The 24,105-nt window shown below is 62.8% G+C and carries 20 protein-coding genes; 12 read left to right on the top strand and 8 right to left on the bottom strand.

The features are described from left to right. Positions 1 to 12 precede the first annotated feature (12 nt). Entirely contained in the window at positions 13 to 1,017 is a 1,005-nt protein-coding gene (locus EOB49_RS16310) for an inorganic phosphate transporter (protein ID WP_127381560.1), read from the top strand. Positions 1,018 to 1,028: 11 nt separating this feature from the next. Here the strand turns inward: EOB49_RS16310 and EOB49_RS16305 are convergent, their stop codons facing one another. Further along, positions 1,029 to 1,406, bottom strand: coding sequence for a VOC family protein (locus EOB49_RS16305; RefSeq protein WP_127317735.1), 378 nt, complete (start codon positions 1,404 to 1,406; stop codon positions 1,029 to 1,031). Between the two features lie 269 nt (positions 1,407 to 1,675). Here EOB49_RS16305 and EOB49_RS16300 point away from each other — a divergent pair, with 269 nt between their 5' ends. Further along, positions 1,676 to 2,857, top strand: coding sequence for an Mrp/NBP35 family ATP-binding protein (locus tag EOB49_RS16300; protein ID WP_127381559.1), 1,182 nt, complete (start codon positions 1,676 to 1,678; stop codon positions 2,855 to 2,857). A 21-nt stretch (positions 2,858 to 2,878) separates the two neighbouring features. Here EOB49_RS16300 and EOB49_RS16295 read toward each other — a convergent pair whose 3' ends face one another. After that, positions 2,879 to 3,331 (bottom strand): carbon monoxide dehydrogenase subunit G, encoded by a 453-nt coding sequence (locus EOB49_RS16295; protein WP_127381558.1) that lies wholly within the window; start codon positions 3,329 to 3,331, stop codon positions 2,879 to 2,881. A 146-nt stretch (positions 3,332 to 3,477) separates the two neighbouring features. On the opposite strand from EOB49_RS16295, the gene EOB49_RS16290 reads away from it, so the two are divergent. The 4 genes from EOB49_RS16290 (at position 3,478) to EOB49_RS16275 (ending at position 8,164) form a co-directional block, all read left to right on the top strand. Next, positions 3,478 to 5,283, top strand: a complete 1,806-nt coding sequence (locus tag EOB49_RS16290) for an IlvD/Edd family dehydratase (protein ID WP_127317739.1) — start codon at positions 3,478 to 3,480, stop codon at positions 5,281 to 5,283. Positions 5,284 to 5,497: 214 nt separating this feature from the next. Continuing rightward, positions 5,498 to 6,316: a chromate resistance protein ChrB domain-containing protein gene (locus EOB49_RS16285; RefSeq protein WP_127381563.1), complete on the top strand. Its 819-nt coding sequence runs from the start codon at positions 5,498 to 5,500 to the stop codon at positions 6,314 to 6,316. Then, on the top strand, positions 6,313 to 7,701 hold the full coding sequence (gene chrA, locus EOB49_RS16280; RefSeq protein ID WP_127381557.1) for a chromate transporter: 1,389 nt from the start codon (positions 6,313 to 6,315) through the stop codon (positions 7,699 to 7,701). The genes EOB49_RS16285 and chrA overlap by 4 nt, the downstream gene beginning before the upstream one ends. 64 nt (positions 7,702 to 7,765) lie before the next feature. Continuing rightward, entirely contained in the window at positions 7,766 to 8,164 is a 399-nt protein-coding gene (locus tag EOB49_RS16275; protein WP_127330695.1) for a hypothetical protein, read from the top strand. A gap of 45 nt (positions 8,165 to 8,209) precedes the next feature. Here the strand turns inward: EOB49_RS16275 and EOB49_RS16270 are convergent, their stop codons facing one another. The 3 genes from EOB49_RS16270 to EOB49_RS16260 form a co-directional block, all read right to left on the bottom strand. Then, positions 8,210 to 9,439 carry an aromatic ring-hydroxylating dioxygenase subunit alpha gene (locus tag EOB49_RS16270; protein ID WP_127381556.1) on the bottom strand — a complete coding sequence of 410 codons (1,230 nt, stop codon included), beginning with the start codon at positions 9,437 to 9,439 and terminating at the stop codon, positions 8,210 to 8,212. 173 nt (positions 9,440 to 9,612) lie between these two features. After that, a complete protein-coding gene (locus EOB49_RS16265; protein WP_127381555.1) occupies positions 9,613 to 11,202 on the bottom strand; it encodes a trimethylamine methyltransferase family protein in 1,590 nt (529 codons plus the stop codon). Positions 11,203 to 11,391: 189 nt separating this feature from the next. After that, entirely contained in the window at positions 11,392 to 12,885 is a 1,494-nt protein-coding gene (locus EOB49_RS16260) for a PLP-dependent aminotransferase family protein (protein ID WP_024503382.1), read from the bottom strand. Between the two features lie 356 nt (positions 12,886 to 13,241). On the opposite strand from EOB49_RS16260, the gene pgi reads away from it, so the two are divergent. Together pgi and EOB49_RS16250 are read left to right on the top strand one after the other, a co-directional pair. Then, positions 13,242 to 14,885 (top strand): glucose-6-phosphate isomerase, encoded by a 1,644-nt coding sequence (gene pgi, locus EOB49_RS16255; RefSeq protein ID WP_127381554.1) that lies wholly within the window; start codon positions 13,242 to 13,244, stop codon positions 14,883 to 14,885. Positions 14,886 to 14,890: 5 nt separating this feature from the next. After that, complete coding sequence (locus EOB49_RS16250; protein WP_127381553.1) at positions 14,891 to 15,613, top strand: HAD family hydrolase; 723 nt, start codon at positions 14,891 to 14,893, stop codon at positions 15,611 to 15,613. Positions 15,614 to 15,728: 115 nt separating this feature from the next. Here EOB49_RS16250 and EOB49_RS16245 read toward each other — a convergent pair whose 3' ends face one another. Further along, positions 15,729 to 16,088 (bottom strand): helix-turn-helix domain-containing protein, encoded by a 360-nt coding sequence (locus tag EOB49_RS16245; protein WP_127267317.1) that lies wholly within the window; start codon positions 16,086 to 16,088, stop codon positions 15,729 to 15,731. Between the two features lie 114 nt (positions 16,089 to 16,202). On the opposite strand from EOB49_RS16245, the gene EOB49_RS16240 reads away from it, so the two are divergent. Next, positions 16,203 to 17,081, top strand: coding sequence for an NAD(P)H-binding protein (locus EOB49_RS16240; protein ID WP_127381552.1), 879 nt, complete (start codon positions 16,203 to 16,205; stop codon positions 17,079 to 17,081). Between the two features lie 262 nt (positions 17,082 to 17,343). Here the strand turns inward: EOB49_RS16240 and EOB49_RS16235 are convergent, their stop codons facing one another. Further along, positions 17,344 to 17,976: a methyltransferase gene (locus EOB49_RS16235; protein ID WP_127381562.1), complete on the bottom strand. Its 633-nt coding sequence runs from the start codon at positions 17,974 to 17,976 to the stop codon at positions 17,344 to 17,346. A 77-nt stretch (positions 17,977 to 18,053) separates the two neighbouring features. Then, a complete protein-coding gene (locus EOB49_RS16230; protein ID WP_127381551.1) occupies positions 18,054 to 20,057 on the bottom strand; it encodes a long-chain fatty acid--CoA ligase in 2,004 nt (667 codons plus the stop codon). 471 nt (positions 20,058 to 20,528) lie between these two features. Between EOB49_RS16230 and EOB49_RS16225 the strand changes: the two genes are divergently transcribed. From EOB49_RS16225 to EOB49_RS16215, 3 genes are all read left to right on the top strand, one after another. Further along, the gene (locus tag EOB49_RS16225) at positions 20,529 to 22,121 is read left to right on the top strand and encodes an ABC transporter substrate-binding protein (RefSeq protein ID WP_127381550.1); all 1,593 of its coding nucleotides are present in this window, start codon (positions 20,529 to 20,531) and stop codon (positions 22,119 to 22,121) included. 50 nt (positions 22,122 to 22,171) lie between these two features. Then, positions 22,172 to 23,179, top strand: coding sequence for an ABC transporter permease subunit (locus tag EOB49_RS16220; protein WP_013891362.1), 1,008 nt, complete (start codon positions 22,172 to 22,174; stop codon positions 23,177 to 23,179). 70 nt (positions 23,180 to 23,249) lie between these two features. Further along, complete coding sequence (locus EOB49_RS16215) at positions 23,250 to 24,104, top strand: ABC transporter permease subunit (protein WP_245472727.1); 855 nt, start codon at positions 23,250 to 23,252, stop codon at positions 24,102 to 24,104. The last annotated feature ends 1 nt before the right edge of the window (position 24,105 follow it).

Below are 24,105 nucleotides of genomic sequence, written 5' to 3'. Positions count from 1 at the left end.
AATGTCTAGGTGATGGAAGCCACCATTGCCTTTCCCGTGCTGGTCGGCCTCGTCGGCGTCGCGCTGTTCTTCGACTTTCTCAACGGCTTGCACGATGCCGCCAACTCCATTGCCACCATCGTCTCCACCCGCGTGCTAAGGCCGCAATACGCGGTATTGTGGGCGGCTTTCTTCAACTTCATCGCCTTCATGTTCTTCGGCCTCCACGTCGCCGAGACAGTGGGCAAGGGTATCGTCGATGTCAGCATCGTCACCCCGGCGGTCATCTTCTCGGCGCTCGTCGGCGCCATCGTCTGGAACATCGTCACCTGGATCGCCGGCATCCCGTCGAGCAGCTCGCATGCGTTGATCGGCGGCCTGGTAGGTGCCGGTGTGGCAAAGGCAGGCGTGGGCGCCATCGTCTGGACAGGGCTTGGCAAGACGGTTGCGGCAATCGTCCTGTCGCCAGCGACCGGCTTTATCCTGGCGCTCGTCCTGATTCTTGTCGTCTCGTGGCTGTTCGTGCGCCAGACGCCGTTTGCGGTCGACAGCACGTTCCGCGTCATGCAGTTCTTTTCCGCCTCGCTCTATTCGCTCGGGCACGGTGGCAATGACGCGCAGAAGACCATGGGCATTATTGCCGTGCTGCTCTATTCGCAAGGCATGCTTGGCGCGACTTTCCATGTACCGCTCTGGGTTGTCCTCACCTGTCAGGCGGCACTGGCGCTCGGCACCCTGTTCGGCGGCTGGCGCATCGTCCACACCATGGGCTCGAAGATCACGCGGCTGAACCCGATGCAGGGTTTTTGCGCCGAGACCGGCGGGGCGATCACCCTGTTTGCCGCGACCTGGCTCGGCATTCCCGTGTCGACCACGCACACCATCACTGGCGCCATTATCGGCGTCGGCGCCGCCCGCCGCGTCTCGGCCGTGCGCTGGGGCATTGCCGGCAACATCGTCATTGCCTGGATCGTCACCTTGCCGGCCACCGCTTTGATTTCGGCGCTCACCTACCTGGCGGTTGGCCTGGCGAGGTGACGTAAAGAAATCTACCTGTCCACAAGGTTCAGGATGTTGCCGTCCGGGTCCTTGAACCAGGCGACCTTCATTCCGTAACCGACGTGGAGATCGCCCTCCAGCGTCAAGCCCGGCATCTCATAGTGCTCGAAGGTGACGCCCTTCGTCTTCAGTTCCTTGACGATGCTGCCGATCTCGTCGCCAACCATCCATGTCACCGCTGTCGCCTTGTTGGTTCCGGCAAATTGGGAGTGATAGACGTTGATGGTGGTATCGCCACTTTTGTAGACGATCAGTTCGCCCCCCTCGTCGTGCACCTGTTTCAAGCCAAGCGTTCCCTCATAGAAAGCCTTGGCTTTCGCGAGATCCTTCACCGCGAGATTGGCCGTTGCATTGCTGTTTGCGAGCATGATGGTCTCCTTTCCTGGTTGTCGACCCCGTGCTGGTCACCGAAATAGGTCGCCGCGATCGTTTGACGACTGTCGCTCGACCTGATTGTTGGCCGCATCGGCGCTCGATTATCTGGAAGACGTTTGGCGCGGATGAAATCCGACAGGACCCGCCGCTTTTCCAGGCACGCCAAGGCAGCCATTGCTCCACGGCTTGGTTCTGTCCGGAAACTGCATTATCTCAGGTGCAAGCTGCATCTCAGGCGCAAGCTGCGTAAGGAAAAACTGCCATGTCCGTCACCAAGGAAATCGTCATCGAGCGTCTGAAGACGGTCAACGGGCCGGATTTCACCGGCAACATCGTCGACCTCGGCATGGTTTCGGAGATTTTCATCGCCGACGGGAAGGTCTTCTTCTCGATTACCGTTCCCGCCGCTCGTGCCCAGGAAATGGAGCCGCTGCGCGCCGCCGCCGAGCGCGTCGTCAAGGCAATCCCCGGGGTCGCCGGCGCGGTCGTCGCGCTGACGGCCGAGAAGAAGGGCGGCGGCATGGAGGCGCCGGTTCCGTCGCGCCCCGCACCCAGGCCCGTTCCGCCGGCTGCGCCCGCTGCCGCCGCGCCGCGTGCGGCTCCGCACGCGCCCGCCTCGCACAGTTCGGGCAAACGTGGCGTGCCCGGTATCGAGGCGATCATTGCCGTTGCTTCCGGCAAGGGCGGCGTCGGCAAGTCGACCACCGCCGTCAACATCGCGCTCGGCCTCGCCGCCAACGGCCTGCGCGTCGGCGTGCTGGATGCCGACATCTACGGACCGTCCATGCCCAGGCTGCTCAACATCCACGGCCGGCCGCAGACCGTCGACGGCAAGATCCTGAAACCGATGGAGAATTACGGCCTGAAGGTAATGTCGATGGGTTTCCTCGTCGACGAGGAAACGCCGATGATCTGGCGCGGCCCGATGGTGATGTCGGCGCTGACGCAGATGCTGCGCGAGGTCGAATGGGGCCGTCTCGACGTGCTCGTCGTCGACATGCCGCCCGGCACTGGCGACGCGCAGTTGACCATGGCCCAGCAGGTGCCGCTGGCTGGTGCTGTCATCGTCTCGACGCCACAGGATCTGGCCCTGATCGACGCGCGAAAAGGCCTCAACATGTTCAAGAAGGTCGACGTCCCGTTGCTCGGCATCGTCGAGAACATGAGCTATTTCATCGCCCCGGACACCGGCAAGCGCTACGACATCTTTGGCCATGGCGGCGCCCGCCGCGAGGCCGAGCGCCTCGGCGTCACCTTCCTCGGTGAGGTGCCGCTCGAAATGGGCATTCGCGAAAGCTCGGATGCCGGCACGCCGGTTGTCGTCTCCAAGCCCGATGGCCCCGAAGCGAAAATCTACCGCGACATCGCCTCGAAGGTCTGGGACCGGGTCAACGAAGAGCGTGGTGCGGCTGCTGCTGCCGTGCCGAGTATTGTGTTTGAATAGCAGGCGCCGCCGTGCTGCAGCCTAGGCCGCGCCGACCTTCTCGCCAAAGCTGGAAAAAAACTGTCCAGCCAGTTTCTTCGAGGTCGATTCGATCAGACGGCTGCCAAGCTGTGCGATCTTGCCCCCGACATCGGCCTTGGCCGCGTAGTTCAATATCGTGGCGTCGGGTCCATCCGCCGTCAGCGTCACGTCGGCGCCCCCCCTGGCGAAGCCTGCAATGCCGCCCTTGCCTTCGCCCTGGATGGTGTAGGAGTGCGGCGGCTTCAGGTTCTTCAGCGTCACTTCGCCGTTGAACGTCGCCTTGATCGGTCCGATCTTCACCACCACGGTTGCCGCCATCTCGGTCGGCGACTTCATCTCCAGGCTCTGGCAGCCGGGAATGGTCGCCTTCAAGACCTCGGGATCGTTCAGCGCTTCCCACACTTTTTGCAGCGGTGCGGCAATGCGCTCCTCGCCTTCGATCACCAAAGCCATGAAAACCTCCCGGACAAGACTGCCCGAACCCGTAACGCACGGCTCGGTGCGTGTCTATCGCACCAAAGTCCGGTTGCGACCGCACGCCCTCTTGCCTGCTCCCGCGCGTTGCCATATCGATTTGTCTTACAAATACGGAGACCATGATGGCAGGCGCCCCCACCCATAAGAAAAAATTTCGCTCGCAGGAGTGGTTCGACAATCCCGACAACCCGGGCATGACGGCGCTCTATCTCGAGCGCTATCTCAATTACGGTCTGACGCGCGCCGAACTGATGTCCGGCAAGCCGCTGATCGGCATCGCCCAGACCGGCTCGGATCTGTCGCCTTGCAACCGTCACCATATCGAACTCGCCAAGCGTGTGCGCGAAGGCATCGTCTCGATGGGCGGCATTCCTTTCGAGTTTCCTTGCCATCCGATCCAGGAGACCGGCAAGCGCCCGACCGCGGCACTTGACCGCAACCTTGCCTATCTCAGCCTTGTCGAGGTGCTCTACGGCTATCCGCTCGATGGCGTCGTGCTGACCATCGGTTGCGACAAGACGACACCGGCCCTGCTGATGGCGGCGGCCACCGTCAACATCCCGGCGATCGCCCTGTCGGTCGGCCCGATGCTCAATGGCTGGCACAAGGGCAAGCGCACCGGCTCCGGCACCATCGTCTGGGAATCACGCCAGCGCCTGTCGGCCGGCGAAATCGATTATGACGAGTTCATGGACATCGTCGCCTCGTCGGCGCCGTCCACCGGCTATTGCAACACCATGGGCACCGCCACCACGATGAACTCGCTGGCCGAGGCGCTTGGCATGCAGTTGCCGGGCTCGGCCGCCATTCCCGCGCCCTACCGCGAGCGCGGCCAGATTTCCTATGAGACCGGAAAACGCATCGTCGAGATGGTGCATGCGGATCTGAAGCCGTCCGACATCATGACGAGGGAGGCTTTCGAGAACGCCATCGTCGTCAACTCGGCCATTGGCGGCTCGACCAACGCGCCTATCCATCTCAACGCCATCGCCCGCCACCTTGGAGTCAAGCTCGACAATGACGACTGGCAGACGGTCGGCCTCAATGTGCCGCTGCTGGTCAATTTGCAGCCGACGGGCGAATACCTCGGCGAGGACTACCATCATGCCGGCGGCGTGCCGGCGGTCATCGCCGAACTGATGAAGGGCGGGCTGTTGCCGCATCCCGGCGCGCGCACCGTCAACGGCAAGTCGATCGGTGAGAACAGCGAGGGCGTTGCCAACGAAAATCCCGACGTCATCCGCTCTGTCGCCAAGCCGCTGAAGGCCAATGCCGGCTTCATCAATCTTCGGGGCAATCTGTTCGATTCGGCGATCATGAAGACCAGCGGCATCTCGCCGGAATTCCGCGAACGCTATCTCTCCAACCCCAAGGATCCCGAGGCTTTCGAAGGTAACGCCATGGTTTTCGACGGGCCGGAGGATTACCACGCCCGCATCGACGACCCGGCGCAAGGCATCGACGAACACACCATCCTGTTCATGCGCGGCGCTGGCCCGGTCGGCTATCCCGGCGGTGCCGAGGTCGTCAACATGCAGCCGCCGGCCTATCTCATCAAGAAGGGCATCCACGCGCTCGCTTGCATCGGTGACGGCCGCCAGTCGGGCACGTCGGGTTCGCCCTCGATCCTCAACGCCTCGCCGGAAGCCGCGATCGGCGGCGGACTGGCGCTGCTCAAGACGGGCGACCGGGTCCGCATCGACTTGCGCAAGGGCACGGCCGACATCCTCGTCACCGACGACGAGATCACCCGGCGCCGCGCCGAGTTGCAGAACAATGGTGGCTTCCACTATCCCAAGCACCAGACGCCCTGGCAGGAGATCCAGCGCGGCATGGTCGCGCAGTTCTCGGAGGGGATGGTGCTGAAGCCGGCGGTGAAATACCAGGATGTCGCGCACACCAGCGGCGTGCCGCGGGACAATCATTGATCTGAATCGACGGATGGCGGCTTGATCAAATCAGGCCGCCGTCGGTTTTCCGGTCAGCGTGTTGCATCCCGGCCGGGTGGGTCGAGAACGGTCACCGTCCTTGACAAGCGCGCCCAACAAATCCACCATCATGACAAGGGGTGCATCGCGACGACCCCGTGAGGCGTCAGCCCAACGTTCGCGTCCAAGCTTCTCTTTTCAGGAGGTGGACGCCATGCCGTCAACAACCGCTATCACCGTACCGCAATTGTCCCGGCTCATAGGTCTGCCGGGTGCACCTGTCATTGTCGATGTTCGCATAGATGAAGATTTCGACGCCGATCCGCGGCTGTTGCCGGCGTCGTGCCGGCGCGATTTCAAAACCGTTTCGACCTGGGCCGCTGCATTCGCCGGCAAGCCGGTGGCCGTCGTCTGCCAGAAGGGGCAAAAGCTCTCGCAAGGCGTCGTCGCATGGATGCGCCATGAGGGGATATCAGCCGAATCCCTTGAAGGCGGCTTTGAGGCCTGGCGCGATGCCGGGGGGCTTCTGGTCCGCACCGCCAAGTTGCCGCCACGCAATGAAAAGGGCGCCACCGTCTGGGTGACGCGATCCCGCCCGAAGGTCGACCGCATCGCTTGCCCATGGCTGATCCGGCGTTTCCTCGACCCCGACGCCGTGTTCCTGTTTGTCGAACCCGCTGAAGTATTGGCTGTTGCCGACCGCTTTCAGGCCGTGCCGTTCGACATCGACAATGTGTTCTGGAGCCATCGCGGCGAACGCTGCACCTTCGACACCATGATCGAGGAGTTCGGGTTGGAATCCGGGGCGCTCGATCGCCTGGCGTTGATCGTGCGCGCGGCCGACACCGCAAGCCTCGACCTGGTGCCCCAGGCGGCCGGTTTTCTGGCTGCCTCGCTGGGTCTGTCGCGTATGTTCCGCGACGATTTGGAACAACTGGAAGCAGGCATGCTGCTCTACGACGCGTTCTTCCGCTGGTGTCGCGACGCCACCGAAGAAACGCACAACTGGCCCGCTGCGGGGAAACCGACATGAGCGCTCTCGTCCCGGCGGATACAGCGGAAAACATCCCGGTTCCGGCTGCGCCGACCTTCGCGGAAGCCACGAAGGTCTGGGCGAAAATCGGATTGCTCAGCTTTGGCGGTCCGGCCGGGCAGATCGCACTGATGCACAAGGAACTGGTCGAGGAGCGGCGCTGGATCGGGGAACGGCGTTTCCTGCATGCGTTGAATTACTGCATGCTGCTGCCTGGCCCGGAAGCCCAGCAACTCGCCATCTACATCGGTTGGCTGCTGCACAGGACGGCCGGTGGCCTTGTCGCCGGCATCCTGTTCGTCGTGCCGGGCGCGCTTGTCATGCTCGCCTTGAGCAGCCTGTACGTCCTCTATGGCGACATGCCGCTCGTCGCGGCGCTGTTTTTCGGGGTGAAGGCGGCGGTGCTCGCCATTGTCATCGAGGCGGTGATCCGGATCGGGCGACGCGCCCTCAAGAACCGGGTCATGGTGTCGATCGCGGTCGCGGCGTTCATTGCCATCTATGCGTTGAATGTGCCGTTTCCGCTCATCGTCCTTCTCGCCGGCCTGACGGGATGGCTGGGGGACCGCGTTGCTCCCGGCCTGTTTTCCGGCTCGGCCCATGGCAAGGACGGTGTTGCCGACTCCAAGGGAGCGGTCGACCTGATGTTCGAGCGTGGCGAACTGGCCCATGTCAAACCGACCAAATGGCACGCGCCGCGCACCCTCGCCATCTGGCTGCCGATCTGGCTCGGGCCTGTTCTTTTGATCTGGTGGTTCACCGGCTCCGCAAGCGTCTGGACCGAGATAGGCCGGTTCTTCAGCCTGATGGCTGTCGTCACCTTCGGTGGCGCCTATGCGGTGCTCGCCTATGTCGCGCAGGCAGCCGTCCAGTCCTTCGGCTGGCTGGCGCCGGGTGAAATGGTGGACGGTCTTGGACTTGCAGAAACGACGCCAGGACCGCTCATCCTGGTGCTGCAGTTCGTCGGCTTCATCGCCGCGTTCCGCCATTCCGGCTCGCTCGACCCGTTACTTGCCGGATCGCTGGGGGCGCTGCTCACCCTGTGGGTGACGTTCACGCCCTGCTTCTTCTGGATATTCCTCGGGGCGCCCTACATCGAGGCCTTGCGCGGCAACAAGGCATTGTCGGCCGCACTGGGCGCGATCACCGCCGCAATTGTTGGGGTGATCATGAATCTGGCCCTATGGTTTGCTTTGCATGTCATTTTCCGTGAGGTGCACGCGACGGGGCTTGGCATGAACGTGCCGGTGCTTTCGTCCATCGACTGGCGTGCGGCCTTGCTATCCGTGGCCGCCATGGTCGCCATCCTGAAGCTGAAAGTCGGCATGCTGCCGACACTCGCGCTATCCGCCCTTGCAGGGGTCTTGCTGGCGGCGGCTGGTTAGACAGCACCGCCTTTGTAATCCGCTTGCCCACCACCTAAGTGGGCTGGAAACGGAAGGAAACATCATGGCCGGACGGCGCTCTTCCCTCGGCTTCCTCGGAATGTTCGGCCGTTCGGGCGACTTGAGGCAGCTCGACGATGCCTTGCGCGGCGCCGATCTGCATCCAGCCCTTGTGCCGGAGGGCGTGAAGCTTACCCTCGTCAACCTGATGAAGGATCGCTGGCCCGACGAGCCGCCGCCGGGCACCTATGCGTCGGTGGCACAATTATGCAGCTATTGCATCGCGGGTCCGGAAACCTTCGAGCAAGCCAATGGCCATGAGCGGACGCTGGAAGCCGAGCGTCGCATCGAGGCGGCACTTGAAACCGGCGACAGCCTCGACGCGCAGATCGTGCTGATGACGCTGCATGCCAAGCTCATCAACGCTGAAGTCGTCGACCGATACGGGCTCAGCGCGGAATGACGCGAAAGGCAAGATCTGCCTGATCCCCTGCGGCAGCCGAGCCGATCAGGCCCGGCTGATCTCCTCGAGATACCAGCCGATGTAGCGCAGTTCGTTGTATTCCATCGGCGCGATCGGTCCGGGCACGAAATAGTGCGAGCGCACGCCGCGCGCGGTGTGCTCGATGATCTTCTTGTCCTCTTCGGTGGTGACCTTCCACAGCCAGGTCAGCTTCTCCAGATCGTAGTCCTGGCCCTCGACCGCGTCGCCGCGCACCAGCCAGATCAGCTCCATCTCACAGGTACCAGCTGTTTTCGGGATGAAACGATAGATCATGCCGTGATCGGGATAACAGACGAGAAAGGTCGTACCGCCAAGATGGATCGATGTCACGCCACCATCATAGTCGGTGAAACGGCCCATCAGCGGCGCGACCGGCGAGCCGTCCTTGCTGCCGCTGGAAACGCCGTCATAGAGCGCATAGCGGAAAGTGTGGATCGCCTCCTGTCCGGCGGCCGAGTTCTGCCAGCGGTTGGCGCTGCCGATCTCGATGCCGAGCGCGCAGGTGCGTTGCTCCATCGCGGCATTGAGCTGCTCGATCATCTCGGCCGGTTTTTCCAGCGCATGCGTCTGCGAATATTCCGGATGCGCCGGCCCGCAATGGTAACATTCGACATAGTTCTCGACGGCGAGCTTCCAGTTGGCGTCGAGCGCATAGGACTGGCGATACGCCACCTTGGCGTCGCCCCAGCCATATTGGCCGCAGCTCGTGCGCAGCGACTGTTCGATCGGATCGAAATCGAGCGGCGTCTCGGCGAAGGAAATGAAGACCAGCCCGGAAGCGACGCGGACATGAAGCTTCTTCAGCCCGTGCGCCGAGCGGTCGAAATCCTTTGGCATCAGGCGCGCGGCACGCAAGGATCCGTCATTGGAATAGGCCCATGCGTGGTAGGGGCACACGAACATCTTCGCATTGCCCTTCTCCTTGGTGCAGACCTCGGCACCACGGTGGCGGCAGACATTGAGCATGGCATGCACGGTGCCATCCATGCCGCGCGTCAGGATGACCGCCTCGTCACCCAGCTTGAACAGCTCGAAATCGCCCGGGTTCGCGATGACGCTGGCATGCGCCAGGCAGTGCCAGTGGCGGCGAAAGACACGTTCCATGTCGCGCTCGAAGATCGCCAGATCATGATAGAAGGCGCGCACCAGGCCGTGACCTGGCCGATGAGATGCCACCAGCCGATCGATCGCGTCGCCGTCGGTGGGTGCTTGCTGGATAGGATGCACACTCATTTGTCGTTCTGCCCGATGGTTGATCCCGGAGCAATTCCAGGAAAAGTGTGAAGCGGTTTTCTGTTAGGAATTGCGTCAAACGAAGAGCGCAATTCCAGGAAAAGTGTGAAGCGGTTTTCCGTCCTGAATTGGTTCCGGGTGGTGGCTGTATGGCTGCACGAACTCGTCTCCGGTCAGGCACCCATTTGCGTGCGCGGCAGGTGGATCAGGTTGCCGAAGCGGGCACGCAATCTGTCGTCGACCTGTTTTGGCACGTGGCGCGGAAATCGCTCGGCAAGAATGCGTTTCTTCTCGGTGATCGCACGCAGCAATATATCAGGCCGGCCTTTTTCGTTCCATTCCTTCGGCGAGGAACGATCGCCGAGGGCGGGATAGAAGTGCTCGGTCTGCATCAGCTTGAGCGTTTGTTCGTTGTCGAGATAGTGGCCCGGACCCTTGAGGCAGACCTCGGCGATGCTGTCGATCGACAGGGCCTCGTCAGTCACGTCGATGCCACGCGCGCAGCCCAGGCAATGACCGAGCATGTCGTTGTCGATGACCAGGCTCTCCAGGCAGAAGCCGAGCAGCGAGGCATGCATGCCGGCCGCCTCGTAGACGAGGTTGAGGCCGGAGAGGCCGGCCATCACATTGGTGATGCCCTTTTCGTAGCCGGACTGAATATCGGGCAATTTCGAATCCGTCATGCCGGCGGCGGAGCCACCGGGCAGGTCGTAGAATTGCGCCATCTGGGCACAGGCCGCCGTTGCCACCGACTGCTCGGCCGACCCGCCCGCCATGGCGCCGGTGCGCAGGTCCGACATGAACGGCCATGCGCCGAAGATCGCCGGATGGCCGGGCTTGAGCGCGTTGACATAGACGAGGCCGGCCAGCACTTCGGCCACTGCTTGCACGACGGCGCCGGCCATCGCCGCGGGTGCCGTGGTGCCGGACTGGCCGGTCGACAGCAGCAGGATCGGGATGCCGCCTTCGACGCAGGCCTCAAGCACGCCGCAGGCATCCTCGGCGAACTTCATTGGCGGCACGACGAATGAGTTGGAGTTGGAAACGAACGGCCGGGCACGGAAATTCTCCTCGCCGCCGGCGATGGCGTACAGCATTTCAAGCGCAGGCTTCACGTTCTCACGCACGGTGAAGGATGTTCCGACGTGCTTCGATGTTCCCATCACACAGGCATAAAGCGTGTTGAAATCCATCTCGAGCGGATCGGCGATGTCGCGCGCCACCATCGGCCGCTGGAAGAAATGGATGTTGTCCAGCCCGTCGACGATGCGGGCGGCATCATAAATATCCTGCAGCTTGGACTCGCGGTACTCGCGCTTCTCCAGATCCACCAGGTGCACGGCGATGCCTGCCGTGCCGTAGTGCACGCGCTTGCCCTGGACCACCATGTCGTGCCTGGGGTCTTGGCCATGAAGCGTGAAATGTCGTGCCGCTCGCTTGATGGTGTCGAGCACGAGCGCGCGCGGAAAGCGGACGCGGCCATCGTCGCCGTGGACCGCCCCCATCTTGGTCAGCACCTTTATGCAGGAAGGAATGGCGTTGGCGAAACCCACTGTCTCCAAAAGCGTCAGCACGCCCTCGTGGATACGCTCGCGGTCATCCCCGCGCAGCGGCCCGTAGCCGCCGCCCTCGATGGCCTTGTGCTGTGGTCTGGTATCCTCCACCAGGGGAGATAATCGCATGGCATGTCCTGTTTCGCGAAGACCGGAGCGCTGCGGACGACGGTTCGCCGGCGTGTCCTGCTGTTCGACAGCCACTGGCATGGAAGCACTCCACCTTCGTCGGCAGGAATTCGTGGCGGTTGGTCCACCATCGGCCTGCTTCTTCCCCTGACGCCGACTATGCCGCTGGCACTGGCCCATCCTATGGGCCAGCTGGCCCAGTTCCATGTGCCAGAGCTAAAATACCGGAGCCGCTGCGAACGGCTCCGGTCACGAGAGATCGACGATGGATCAGGCGGCCGCGGGTCTGCGTCCGGCGGCCGTGGCCAGTTCGCGAATGCCTGGCTCGATGTGCTGCAGTGCGATCGACGAGATGCCCAGCCGCATGAAACGCGAAGGCTTTTCAGTGCGATCGAAGAAACGGTCGCCTGGCTCGATGATGACGCTGCGCGAGGCGGCTGCCTCGGCCAGCCCGCGCGAATCGGTGCCGCGCGGCCCTTCGAGCCACAGCGACGTGCCGCCGGCCGAATCGGTCGAACGCCATTCCGGCAGGAAGGCGGAAATCGCATGGACCAGCCGCTTACGCCGCTCGTCGAAGGCTGAAGACAGCCGCCGCACCAGCGCCTCGTGGTGGCCGAGCGACAGGAACAGCGCTACGGCGCGCTGATTGTTGGCCGGCGGGTGACGCAGCATGAAGCGGCGCAGCGCCCTGAGCTCCGCGATCAGTCCGGCGGACGCCACGATGTAGCCGAGCCGCAGGCCCGGAGCCAGCGTCTTGGACATCGAGCCGACATAGACGACGCGGCCAGAACGATCGAGGCTCTTCAGTGCTTGCTGCGGTGCCTCGTCGAGAAGCTGGCTGTCATAGCCGTCCTCGATGATGATCTGGTTGTAGCGGTTGGCTCGCGCCAGAAGATCCTGCCGCCGCTCTGCCGACAACGGCACCATGGTCGGGCAATGATGGCTGGGCGTGACGAAGACGAAGCCGGAATCGTTGGGGATAGAAGCAGTTACGATGCCGGACTGGTCGACCGGCACCGGCTGTATCTCCGCGCCGGCAAGGCGGAAGATCGAGCGGGCATCGGGATAGCCCGGGTCTTCCATCGCCACCTTGGAGCCTTTGGACATCAGCAGCGTCGCCAGCATGTAGAGCGCGTTCTGGGCGCCCAGCGTGACGATGATTTCGTCCGGGTTGGCAAAGATGCCGCGCCGGGGCAGGAGCCGCGCCTGGATCTGCTCGATCAACAGCGGATCGTCACGGTCGACCATGTCGGACGCCCAGTTGCGGATTTCCAACACGGCAAGGGCCATGCGGTTGCACTCGCGCCACTCGGCGGTCGGGAACAGCGCCGGGTCGAACTGCCCGTAGACGAAGGGATAGGACGACTTGATCCAGTTCTCGTGCTTGGCCGGCGGCGGCATGTCGCTGGCGGCGATCTTGCGGCGTGCCTTCCAGTCGATCTCGTTGGCCTGGTCGGGCGCCTTCTGGTGCGGCTTGGCCGGTGTCGCCAGCACATCGGGATTGACGAAATGGCCACGCCGCTCGCGCGCCACCAGGAAACCCTGGTCGACGAGCTGCTGGAACGCCAGCACCACGGTTCCGCGAGCCACGCCAAGTTTTTCGGCCAGGATCCGGCAGGAAGGAAGCGGCATAGAAGCGGCGATCTGGCGGTCGAGAATGGCGGCTACGATGGCCTGGCGGATCTGCGCCTGCAGGGTTTGGCCGGATTCGGCCGAAATCCGGAACAGGCCGGACCATATCGCCGTGTCGTTTCGCTGTGGCATGGGAGATTTCCTTGATGGCCAGCCTTTTCCGCTTGGCTGGACCAGCCGAACGTAACCGTGGCACAAGGGGTTGCGCCAATCAATTTTTCTGATCGTTGGGATTTATGCCAGTGATCCTTCACGTCCTTTTGATGCCGCGTTGCGGCATCCTGGGGTGACGCGGCGCCTCATCCCGGCGATGACACCGTACGTGACGTCTGCGTCATCGCCGCGTGACGTCTGCGTCATCGCTGGGTGACGGTGTGCGTCATCGCTGCGCATTGAATCGGGTGGAGTTCGGCCCGATAGATTGTCGCGACGACACGCGCCGGAAACATCCGGTCCGTAATGATGGCTCGAGGTCTCGGAGTTTGGCAGTGGATCAATCGTCCTTTCAAAAACAGCTCGCCGCCTTGCGTGACCACCGCGCGGCGGTGCCCGCCAACATGCGCCAGGCCTTCGCCGCCGATCCCAAGCGGTTCGTGGAATTCTCCGCCACCGACGGCGATCTGCTGCTCGACTGGTCGAAATGCGCGGTCGACGCGACCACCATGGATCTGCTGGAAAAGCTCGCCCAGGCCGCCGATCTCGAAGGCCGCCGCGCCGCCACGTTCGCCGGCAAGAAGATCAACGTCACCGAGGACCGTGCCGTGCTGCACACGGCGCTGCGCAACCTGACCGGCAAGGGCGTCACCGTCGATGGCCAGGACGTCAAGGCTGACGTCATCGCCGTGCTCGACGCCATGGGCGCCTTTGCTGATGCCGTGCGCTCGGGCAAGGCGGCTGGCGCCACCGGCAAGAAGATCACCGACATCGTCAACATCGGCATCGGCGGTTCCGATCTCGGCCCGGCCATGGCGACGCTGGCGCTGGCGCCCTATCATGACGGGCCGCGCGCACATTACGTTTCCAACATCGACGGCGCCCATATCCACGACACACTGAAGGGCCTGTCCGCCGAAACCACGCTTTTCATCATCGCTTCCAAGACCTTCACCACCGTCGAAACGATGACCAACGCCGAAACCGCTCGGAAATGGGTGCAGGAAGCACTGGGTAAGGAAGCGGTCGGCAAGCATTTCGCCGCCGTCTCCACCGCACTCGACCTGGTGGCCAAGTTCGGCATCGAGCCGGATCGCGTCTTCGGCTTCTGGGACTGGGTCGGCGGCCGCTATTCGCTCTGGGGCGCCATCGGCCTGCCGGTGATGATCGCTGTCGGCCCGCGGAATTTTCGCGCCTTCCTCGATGGCGCGCACGAGATGGACGAGCATTTCCGCACCGCGCCGGTGCAGGAGAACCTGCCGGCGCTGCTTGGACTGGTCGGCTGGTGGCATCGCGTCATCTGCGGCTACCCGGCGCGCGCCGTCATCCCGTATGACCAGCGCCTGTCCAGGCTGCCGGCCTATCTGCAGCAGCTCGACATGGAATCGAACGGCAAGAGCGTCACCCTCGAAGGCACAGAGGTGACGACGCCGACCGGACCGCTGGTCTGGGGCGAGCCCGGCACCAACGGCCAGCATGCCTTCTTCCAGCTGCTGCACCAGGGCACCGATTTCATCCCGGTCGAGTTCCTCGCCGCGGCGGTCGGCCACGAGCCGGAACTCAAACACCAGCACGATCTGCTGCTCGCCAACTGCCTGGCGCAGTCGGAAGCGCTGATGAAGGGCCGCACGCTGGACGAAGCCCGCGCCCAGATGCTGGCCAAGGGCATGAAGCCGGCCGAGGTCGACAAGATAGCCCCGCACCGCGTCTTCTCGGGCAACCGGCCCTCGCTGACCATCCTCTACCGCAAACTCGACCCGCGCACCTTCGGCCGGCTGATCGCGCTCTACGAGCACCGCGTCTTTGTCGAGGGCACGCTGTTCAACATCAACTCCTTCGACCAGTGGGGTGTCGAACTCGGCAAGGAACTGGCCACCGGCCTGTTGCCTGTCGTGAAGGGCAAGGAAAGTGCCGCCAAGCGGGATGCATCGACCGCTGGCCTCGTGGGATTCATCCACCATTTGCGTGGCTCGGAGTGAAAAGTTTGGCAGACATCAAGGGAATATTGTTCGACAAGGACGGAACGCTTGTCGACTTCAACGCCACCTGGCTCGGCATTGCCGATTTCATGGCCATGGATGCGTCCGAGGGTGATCGCTGGAAAGCCGACAGGCTGCTGGCCGCCGCCGGCTTCGATTTCGCCAACAAGCGCTTCAAACCGGACTCGATCTTTGCGTCCGGCACCAATCTCGACGTCGTCGAATTGTGGTTCCCACGCCTGTCCAACGAGGACCAGATGCTTGCGGTTGCCCGCTTCAACGAAATCACCTCGATACAGGGCTCGACAATGGCTGTGGCATTGCCCGGCATCGTCGACACCTTGACGGCCTTGCACAGGAAATCCTACCGGCTTGGCGTCGCCACCAACGATTCGACCAGCGGCGCGGAAAAGACGCTGGTGACGCTCGGCGTCGCCCAATTGTTCGACGCGGCCTATGGCTACGACGCGGTGGCCAATCCGAAGCCGGCGCCCGACACCATCCTGGCCTTCAGCGACCTCACCGGCCTCAAGCCGGCGGAAATCGCCATGGTCGGCGACAACAGGCACGACCTCGAAATGGCGCGTGCCGGCGGCTGCGGGCTGGCGGTCGGCGTGCTCTCCGGCACCGGCACCCGCGAATCGCTGGCCGGCATTGCCGATGTGGTCCTGGATTCGGTCGCCGACCTGCCGGATTTTCTCTCGGCGCGGGTCAAGGAGACGATCTGACGGCGGAGGCCGGGCAAATTAACTTGGGCTTTCCCGCCCACGGCTGAGATTGGTGGAAAGGAGACGGGCTGTTCCCTCAAAGGCGGACCTTGGTCCACCGCCAGATTTGGGACCGCTACGCACCTGCAGAAGGGCGCGATCGATTTTGCACGATCAGGGCTACCTCGGACGTATGATGAGTTCCCCATTCGCACAAGGGCGCGAGTACTCCGGCCAGGCTTTGACCAAAGTCGGTTAGTTCATACTCGACGTGCGGCGGCACCGTCTGAAAGTCAATGCGACGAATAACGCCATCATCCGTCAGTTCTTTCAGGTGCTGGATCAGCATTTTCTCGCTCACGTTGGTAACGAGCCTGCGGAGTTGACCGGTGCGTTTGGGCCCGCTGGCCAGATGATAGACGACAAGCGGCTTCCACTTGCCTCCAAGGATGGCAAGAACCGCTTCCAGGCCGCATTGGAAATTTGTCTCGGTCACGTCGATCTCCGAATTTTGGCACTTACCAAATAGTCGGTACTGGTTTGCAGGTCTGTTCTGACTTACCTGGATCGGACGACGGTGTCGATGTGCAAAAGCCCAAAGGAAATCACCATGGCCAAGATCCTCGTAACCGGCGCAACCGGCAATATCGGCCGAAAAACTCTCCAACATCTCCTGAAGCGGTTGCCCGCCAGCGATCTCGTCGGCCTGGCCCGCGATCCCGCCAAGGCGGCCGATCTGGCGGCCGATAGGATTGAGATCCGCCAGGGCGACTATCTCGAATATGACGGACTGGTGCGCGCGTTCGAGGGCATTGATAAGCTAATGCTCGTATCCGCCACCGCCTTTACCGATCGCAATACCCAGCACCAAAATGCCATTAGCGCAGCTCGGCAGGCGGGCGTTAAGCACATCGTCTATATGCCGATCATCCACGAAGCAGGATCCGCCTTCACCTTGCCGGATATCACCGAGCAGGATTTGTTCGTCGAGGAAAAACTGAAGGCATCCGGCCTAGCCTACACGCTCGTCCGTCATCCGCCCTTTATCGAGAGCATCCCATTCTACATCGGCGGAAACGCCCTGGAGACCGGGGTTCACGTGCCGGCTGGTGCGGGCAAGGCGGGCTATGCCAGCCGTGACGACCTAGCAGAGGCGCATGCCATTGTGCTGAGCCAAGACGGCCATGAATACAAGACATACTCGCTGTATGGCGATCCCGCCGTGTCCTTCGCGGATGTCGCACAGATCCTGTCGGATGTCAGCGGCAAGCGAGTGCCGTTTGTTTCCGGCTCGGATCACGATTACATCGCCCACTTAGTGGCGGCGGGTCTGCCCGAGCAGGCCGCCCGCTTCGCGCTTGTGTGGGTGCAAGGCATCAACGCCGGAGAATGGGGCGGCACGGCGGGGGATCTCGAGAAACTCTTGGGCCGCAAGCCGATGACAGCGGCCGAGTTCTTGCGGGCCAACCATGCGGCACTCCAAGCTTGAGACGGGGACCTTGAAGAACTGAGCGTTAGACAACGCAACATCGACATTGCCGGGGGTGATGGCAGCAACGCGCCATCCCGCCGTTTTGCGACTCGCCGAGCCACCCTACGACGCCCGAATAACGCGCCTTGGATCATACCCCAATTTTGCGCCGCCGAATGTCAGCTCTGTATGGCAGCCTTCTGGCAGTCGTACTCACCTGACAAAGGTCCGGGACGAGGTCGAACCCGGCCATTCCGAGTGACTGGGATTGATCTCAGCGTCAGCGCTCTTCCGCCTCAAACGAAAAGACACCGCTCGGCTTGGTTGCAGCACCCTTCGCGTCGCCGAAATCCGGCACCTGGTATTCGGCGAGCAACCGCAGTCGGGACAGCGGCAGATCGTTGCGACGGGGATCGCCGACCAGCACGTCGATGCCGGCTGCCAGGCAGCGATCGAGGAACGGGGTGACGCGTAAAGCAACGTCGCGCCCGTAGAAAACATCGCCTGCGAGCACGAGGTCAACTGCCGGCGGCGGACCGGCGGTGATGTCTTCGCCTATTATTGTGATGGCAACGCCGTTGGCGACCGCGTTGAGCTCAAGAGCGGCAACGCCGTTGCGGTCGATCTCGGCGGCGATCACTTCGCGTGCCCCGGCCTTGGCGGCAGCGATGCCGACAAGGCCGGAGCCGGCACCAAGGTCGAGCACGCGGCGTCCCGCCACGGTTGTTGGATGGTCAAGGACATAGCGTGCGAGCACGGTGCCGCCGGCCCATGCATAGGCCCAGTAGGGCGGTTGTGGCTCCGGCGCGTCTTCCGCATCGTCTTCGGGCTCGACGAGCCGCCTCAATCCGCTGCCGGGGTGAGCTGTATAAAACTGGATTTCTGGAAGCGCAGGCACGGGGACAAGGCGCATGTTCGCCTTGATGAAGGTTGCCGGGTCGAGGCGTGAGCATCGATCCAGAGCATCGTTGTCGGCAAGATCGCCGTCCACTATTCGCGCAACGCTCGCCGCAGGATCTTGCCGACCGGCGTCTTCGGCAGCTCGGTCCTGAATTCTATGTATTTGGGCCGCTTGTAGCCGGTCAGGTTCTCGCGGCAGAAGGCGGTGAGCGTCTCTGCGGTCAGCGCCGGATCCTTCTTGACCACGAACAGTTTCGGCACCTCGCCCGAATGCTCGTCCGGCACGCCGACCGCCGCCACTTCGAGCACGCCCGGATGCATGGCCACGACTTCCTCAAGCTCGTTGGGATAGACGTTGAAGCCCGAAACCAGGATCATGTCCTTCTTGCGGTCGACGATCTTGGTGTAGCCGCGCTCGTCCATGAAGCCCATGTCGCCGGATTTGAAGTAGCCATCCTTGGTCATCACCTTGGCGGTCTCATCGGGCCGGTTCCAGTAGCCCGCCATCACCTGCGGTCCTCGGATGCAGACCTCGCCGACCTCGCCGAGCGGCAAATTGTTGCCGTCGTCGTCGCGGATGGCGATCTCGGTCGAGGGCAGCGGCAAGCCGATGGTGCCGGTGAAGTCGCCGGCGGTGAACTTGTTGGCGGTGGCGACCGGCGAGGTTTCCGAGAGGCCGTAGCCTTCGGTGACCGAACAACCGGTCAGCGTCTTCCAGCGTTCGGCGACGCCCTTCTGCACCGCCATGCCGCCGCCCAGCGTCAGGACCAGCGGCTTGAAGTCAAGCTTGCGGAAATCCTCATTGTTGAGCAGCGCGTTGAACAGCGTGTTGAGGCCGGGAAAGATGTGCACCGGATACTTCTGCAGTTCCTTGACGAAGCCGGGAATGTCGCGCGGATTGGGAATGAGCACATTGCGGGCGCCTTGCTGCATGCCCATCAGTGCGTTCACGGTCAGCGCGAAAATATGATAGAGCGGCAGCGCGCAGATAAAGTTGGGGTGCGCCGGTTTCGGCTTGATCGTGTAGGCGTCCTCCATCCACTGCGCGTTCTGCGCGACGTTGGCGAGCACGTTTCTGTGCAGCAGTGTGGCGCCCTTCGACACGCCCGTGGTGCCGCCCGTATATTGCAGGAAGGCGACATCGTCGGCTTCCACCTTGGCCGGCTTGAAGCCCATGCCGGCGCCGGCCTTCATGGCGGCATTGAACTTGACATGGCCGGGCAAGGACCATGCCGGCACCATCTTCTTCACCCGGCGAACGACGAAATTGACGATGGTGCCCTTCAGGCCGCCGAGCATGTCGCCCATCGCGGCGACCACCACATGCTTGACCGCCGTCCTCGCGATCACCGCCTGCAAGGTGTTGGCGAAGTTTTCCAGGATGACGATGGCTTGCGCACCGGAATCCTTCAACTGGTGTTCGAGCTCGCGCGGCGTGTAGAGCGGATTGATATTCACCACGACATAGCCGGCGCGCAAGATCGCCATCATCGCCACCGGATATTGCAGCACGTTCGGCATCATCAGCGCGACGCGCGCGCCTTTCTGCAGGCCTTTCGATTGCAGGTAGGCGCCGAAGGCCGCCGACAGCCGCTCGACATCGGTGTAGCTGATGGACTTGTCCATGCAGGTGAAGGCCGGCTGCGCGGAAAACTGCTTGCAGGCGCCGACGAGGAAATCGCCGATCGAGCTGTAGGGCAGGGCGCCGATCTCCGCCTGCACGTTTTTCGGATAGCTCTTGAGCCACGGCTTTTCCGGCAAGCCGGCGGCCAGCGCCGTCAATGCTTTCGGCAATCGGTTGGCGATGGCGTCGGCCGGCCTTGCCGCCGGTGGGGCCTTCACCGCCGCCGCAGCCTTCGACGCCTGCTTGACAGCAGGCTTTGCCGCACCCGCTTTACTCCCCGGCGCCGTCTTTCCGGCCGCGGCCTTGGCCGGGGCTTTCACCGCCGGCTTTGTGCTTGCCCTTACGGGCGCCGCGGCCGCCTTCGGCGTGGCGGCTTTGGCAACGGGTGCTTTCGGCTTGGCAGTGCCGGCTGCTTTCGACGGCGCCTTGGCTCCCGCTTTCACCGTCGTCGTCCTTGATGCTTTTGCCACCCGTTCCTCCCTGGACAAGTCTTGTTCATTCGCGCCGCGCTCGCCCCTGAATTGACCTCGCCTCTGAATTGACAAGGGCGCCCTCCGCTGCGGTCGTTATACCCTATGTATTGCCTCCCTTGGTGACCGTGCAAGTCTTGCCCTTGCGGCAACACGGCGAAAGATTTGCCGTCGAAAGTCCTTGCCGCCGCCAGCGCTGCCAAACGGTGTTCTGGCGCCTCCCTCGGCCGCTCGGAAGCGCGGGGAACATTTATATCGTCAGCTTGGCGATCAATAAAAAAAGTCGGTTGTTAACAATCTCGTGAATGGAAGAAACTGCTAATTTTTTCTGCAATCTGGCAAAATAGCGGATTTTTTTCCTGCTTCCCGCGGGGTAAGCAAACGGGGTGTTCCAAAGCCGGAAAAACGGTGCTTATATGCGCGCTTCGCGAGCCTGATAGAGGGGCTTGGAAGAACATCAGGGAGTGCTCAATGAATAAGAAGCTGACTTTTGCAGCCGCGTTGCTGGCTGCAAGCGTCCTGGGCGGCGTGGCCAATGCGAAAACTCTGGTCTACTGCGCGGAAGCTTCGCCGGAGGGTTTCGATCCGGCGCCGTATACCGCAGGCCAGACGTTCGACGCGTCATCGCGCACCGTCTTCAACCGCCTTGTCGAATTCGATCACGGCAAGACGACGACCTCGCCGGGCCTGGCCGAGAGCTGGACGATCTCCGACGATGGCAAGGAATATGTCTTCAAGCTGCGCAAGGGCGTCAAGTTCGCCGCGACCGACTATTTCACCCCGACGCGCGACTTCAACGCTGACGACGTGGTGTTCTCGTTCGAACGCCAGGTCGACAAGAACGGCCCTTGGTTTCAGTACATTCCGGGTATTGCATACCAGTATTACAATGACCAGTTCGGCGAAAACATCGCCAAGGTCGAGAAGGTCGACGACCTGACGGTGAAGTTCACCCTCAAGGAGCCGGCGATCACCTTCATTCCAACGCTGGGCATGGATTTCGCTTCGGTCGTCTCCAAGGAATATGCCGACAAGCTGCAGGCCGACAAGACGCCTGAGCTGTTCAACCAGAAGCCGATCGGCACCGGTCCGTTCATCTTCGTCGACTACCAGACCGACGCCGCCATCCGCTACAAGGCCAACCCGGACTATTGGGGCGGCAAGCAGAAGATCGACGATCTGGTCTTCGCCATCACCACCGATCCGGCGGTGCGCGCGCAGAAGCTCAAAGCCGGCGAATGCAACATCATGTCGTACCCGGCACCGGCCGACATCGCCGGCCTGCAGGCCGATCCGAACCTGAAGGTCGAGGAGCAGGAAGGCCTCAATGTCGGCGCGCTGATGTACAACACCCAGCAGAAGCCGTTCGACGACGTGCGCGTCCGCAAGGCCCTCAACATGGCCATCAACAAGAAGGCCATCATCGACGCCGTCTTCCAGGGCGCCGGGCAGGTGGCGATCAATCCGATCCCGCCGACCATGTGGTCCTACAACAAGGAAGTGAAGGACGATCCTTACGATCCGGATGCGGCCAAGAAGCTGCTTGAAGAGGCCGGCGTCAAGGACCTCAAGATGAACGTCTGGGCCATGCCGGTGTCGCGCCCATATATGCCGAACGCGCGCCGCACCGCCGAACTGATCCAGTCGGACTTCGCCAAAGTCGGCGTCACCGTCGAGATCGTCAGCTACGATTGGGGTGAATACCTCAAGCGCGCTTCCGCGGTCGATCACGACGGCGCCGTCATCGTCGGCTGGACCGGCGACAATGGCGATCCGGACAACTTCCTCGGCGTGCTCCTGAGCTGCGCTTCCGTCGGTTCGAACAACCGCGCGGAATGGTGCAACAAGGACTTCGATGCGCTCATCAACAAGGCCAAGACCGTTTCGGACCAGGCCGAGCGCACCAAGCTCTATGAACAGGCACAGGTCATCTTCAAGGAACAGGCACCCTGGGCGACGCTCGCTCACTCCAAGGTGTTCATGCCGATGCAGAAGACCGTCACCGGCTTTGCGATGGATCCGCTCGGGATCCACCGCTTCGACGGCGTCGATATCGCCGAATAAGGTTGCGAAACGGGGGCGCCACCATGTGGTGACGCCCCCACTCGCCCGCCATGCTGCGTTATATCCTCGGCAAGCTCGCCCTCATCATCCCGACCTTCATCGGGATAACCATCCTCGCCTTTGGCTTCGTGCGCATCCTGCCCGGTGATCCGGTGCTGGTGCTTGCGGGCGAACGCGGCCTGTCGCCCGAACGCCACACGGCGCTGATGCACCAGTTCGGTTTCGACCTGCCGATCTGGCAACAATATCTGACCTATCTGACCAACATCCTCAGCGGTGATTTCGGCACCTCGTTTTCAACCAAGACCCCGGTGCTCAAGGATTTCCTGGTTCGCTTCCCGGCAACGGTCGAGCTCGCCATCTTCGCCATGATCTTTGCCGTTGTCCTGGGTGTCGCCGCCGGCATCTTCGCCGCCATCCGCCGTGGTTCCTGGTTCGACCAGCTGACCATGGGCACGGCGCTGGCGGGCTATTCCATGCCGATCTTCTGGTGGGGCCTGCTGCTGATCATCGTCTTCTCCGGCACGCTGCACTGGACGCCGGTTTCCGGCCGCATCGACCTTCTCTATTTCTTCAAGCCGGTGACCGGTTTCATGACCATCGATTCGCTGATCTCGGGCCAGAAGGGCGCATTCCGCTCGGCACTGTCGCACCTCGTCCTGCCCACGATCGTGCTCGGCACTATCCCGCTCGCAGTCATCGCCAGGCAGACGCGCTCGGCGATGCTCGAAGTGCTGGGTGAGGACTATGTCCGCACCGCGCGTGCCAAGGGCCTGGCGCCGCGCCGCGTCATCGGCCTGCATGCCTTCCGCAACGCGCTGATCCCGGTCGTCACCACCATCGGCCTGCAGGTCGGCACGCTTTTGACCGGCGCCATCCTGACCGAGAGCATCTTCTCCTGGCCCGGCATCGGCAAATGGATGATCGACGCCATTTCCAAGCGCGACTATTTCACCGTGCAGGGCGGGTTGCTTTTGATCGCGCTGATCGTCATGTCGGTCAACCTCATCGTCGACGTGCTCTACGCCGTCATCAACCCACGCATCCGGGCCAACTGACATGAGCAACGAAGGCCCAGCCACCATCGAAGCCGCGACCGTCGTCAAGCCGCAGGACGCGAGGCTGCAGATGTTCGGCGAGTTCTGGCACTACTTCTCCGTCAACAAGGGCGCGGTGATCGGGCTCTTCGTCTTTGCGCTGCTGATCCTGATCGCCATCTTCGCGCCGCTGCTGGCGCCCCATTCGCCGGACGATCAGTTCCGCGACTTCTTCCTGACGCCGCCGGCCTGGCAGGAAGGCGGCAACGCGCAGTTCCTGCTCGGCACCGACGCTGTCGGCCGCGATATACTGTCGCGGCTGATCTACGGCTCGCGGTTCTCGCTCGCCATCGGCTTCGTCGTCGTCACGTCAGCGCTGATCTCAGGCGTCATTCTCGGCCTGCTCGCCGGCTACTGCCGCGGCTGGGTCGACACGCTGATCATGCGCGTCATGGACATCATCCTGGCCTTCCCGTCGCTGCTGCTGGCCCTGGTGCTTGTCGCGGTTCTCGGCCCTGGCCTCGTCAACGCCATGATCGCCATCGCCTTTGTGCTGCAGCCGCATTTCGCCCGGCTCACCCGCGCCGCCGTGATGGCCGAGAAGACCCGCGAATATGTCGTCTCGGCCAAGGTCGCCGGGGCCAGCCATCTCAGGCTGATGCTGGTCACCATCCTGCCCAACTGCATCGCGCCGCTGATCGTGCAGGCGACGCTGTCCTTCTCCAACGCCATCCTCGAGGCGGCGGCCCTTGGCTTCCTCGGCATGGGCGCGCAGCCGCCGACGCCGGAATGGGGCACCATGCTGGCCGAAGCGCGCGAGTTCATCCTGCGCGCCTGGTGGGTGGTGACCTTCCCCGGCCTCGCCATCCTGATCACCGTCTTCGCCATCAACCTGATCGGCGACGGCCTGCGCGACGCGCTCGACCCCAAGCTGAAGAGGTCGTGAG

The organism is Mesorhizobium sp. M7A.F.Ca.MR.148.00.0.0 (assembly GCF_003997735.1).
Taxonomy (GTDB): Bacteria; Pseudomonadota; Alphaproteobacteria; order Rhizobiales; family Rhizobiaceae; genus Mesorhizobium.
The sequence above is the reverse complement of the archived record's forward strand: the minus strand, read 5'-3'. Positions and strand labels throughout refer to the sequence as shown.

What these genes read in the sequence shown, in the direction of transcription:
- EOB49_RS16240 (WP_127381552.1), top strand. Translation starts at nt 16,203, where the DNA reads ATGGCCAAGATCCTCGTAACCGGCGCAACCGGCAATATCGGCCGAAAA.
- EOB49_RS16305 (WP_127317735.1), bottom strand. Translation starts at nt 1,406, where the DNA reads ATGCTCGCAAACAGCAATGCAACGGCCAATCTCGCGGTGAAGGATCTC.
- EOB49_RS16215 (WP_245472727.1), top strand. Translation starts at nt 23,250, where the DNA reads ATGTTCGGCGAGTTCTGGCACTACTTCTCCGTCAACAAGGGCGCGGTG.
- EOB49_RS16270 (WP_127381556.1), bottom strand. Translation starts at nt 9,439, where the DNA reads ATGAGTGTGCATCCTATCCAGCAAGCACCCACCGACGGCGACGCGATC.
- EOB49_RS16260 (WP_024503382.1), bottom strand. Translation starts at nt 12,885, where the DNA reads ATGCCACAGCGAAACGACACGGCGATATGGTCCGGCCTGTTCCGGATT.
- EOB49_RS16275 (WP_127330695.1), top strand. Translation starts at nt 7,766, where the DNA reads ATGGCCGGACGGCGCTCTTCCCTCGGCTTCCTCGGAATGTTCGGCCGT.
- EOB49_RS16290 (WP_127317739.1), top strand. Translation starts at nt 3,478, where the DNA reads ATGGCAGGCGCCCCCACCCATAAGAAAAAATTTCGCTCGCAGGAGTGG.
- EOB49_RS16225 (WP_127381550.1), top strand. Translation starts at nt 20,529, where the DNA reads ATGAATAAGAAGCTGACTTTTGCAGCCGCGTTGCTGGCTGCAAGCGTC.
- EOB49_RS16295 (WP_127381558.1), bottom strand. Translation starts at nt 3,331, where the DNA reads ATGGCTTTGGTGATCGAAGGCGAGGAGCGCATTGCCGCACCGCTGCAA.
- chrA (WP_127381557.1), top strand. Translation starts at nt 6,313, where the DNA reads ATGAGCGCTCTCGTCCCGGCGGATACAGCGGAAAACATCCCGGTTCCG.
- EOB49_RS16220 (WP_013891362.1), top strand. Translation starts at nt 22,172, where the DNA reads ATGCTGCGTTATATCCTCGGCAAGCTCGCCCTCATCATCCCGACCTTC.
- EOB49_RS16300 (WP_127381559.1), top strand. Translation starts at nt 1,676, where the DNA reads ATGTCCGTCACCAAGGAAATCGTCATCGAGCGTCTGAAGACGGTCAAC.
- EOB49_RS16235 (WP_127381562.1), bottom strand. Translation starts at nt 17,976, where the DNA reads ATGCGCCTTGTCCCCGTGCCTGCGCTTCCAGAAATCCAGTTTTATACA.
- EOB49_RS16265 (WP_127381555.1), bottom strand. Translation starts at nt 11,202, where the DNA reads ATGCCAGTGGCTGTCGAACAGCAGGACACGCCGGCGAACCGTCGTCCG.
- EOB49_RS16310 (WP_127381560.1), top strand. Translation starts at nt 13, where the DNA reads ATGGAAGCCACCATTGCCTTTCCCGTGCTGGTCGGCCTCGTCGGCGTC.
- EOB49_RS16285 (WP_127381563.1), top strand. Translation starts at nt 5,498, where the DNA reads ATGCCGTCAACAACCGCTATCACCGTACCGCAATTGTCCCGGCTCATA.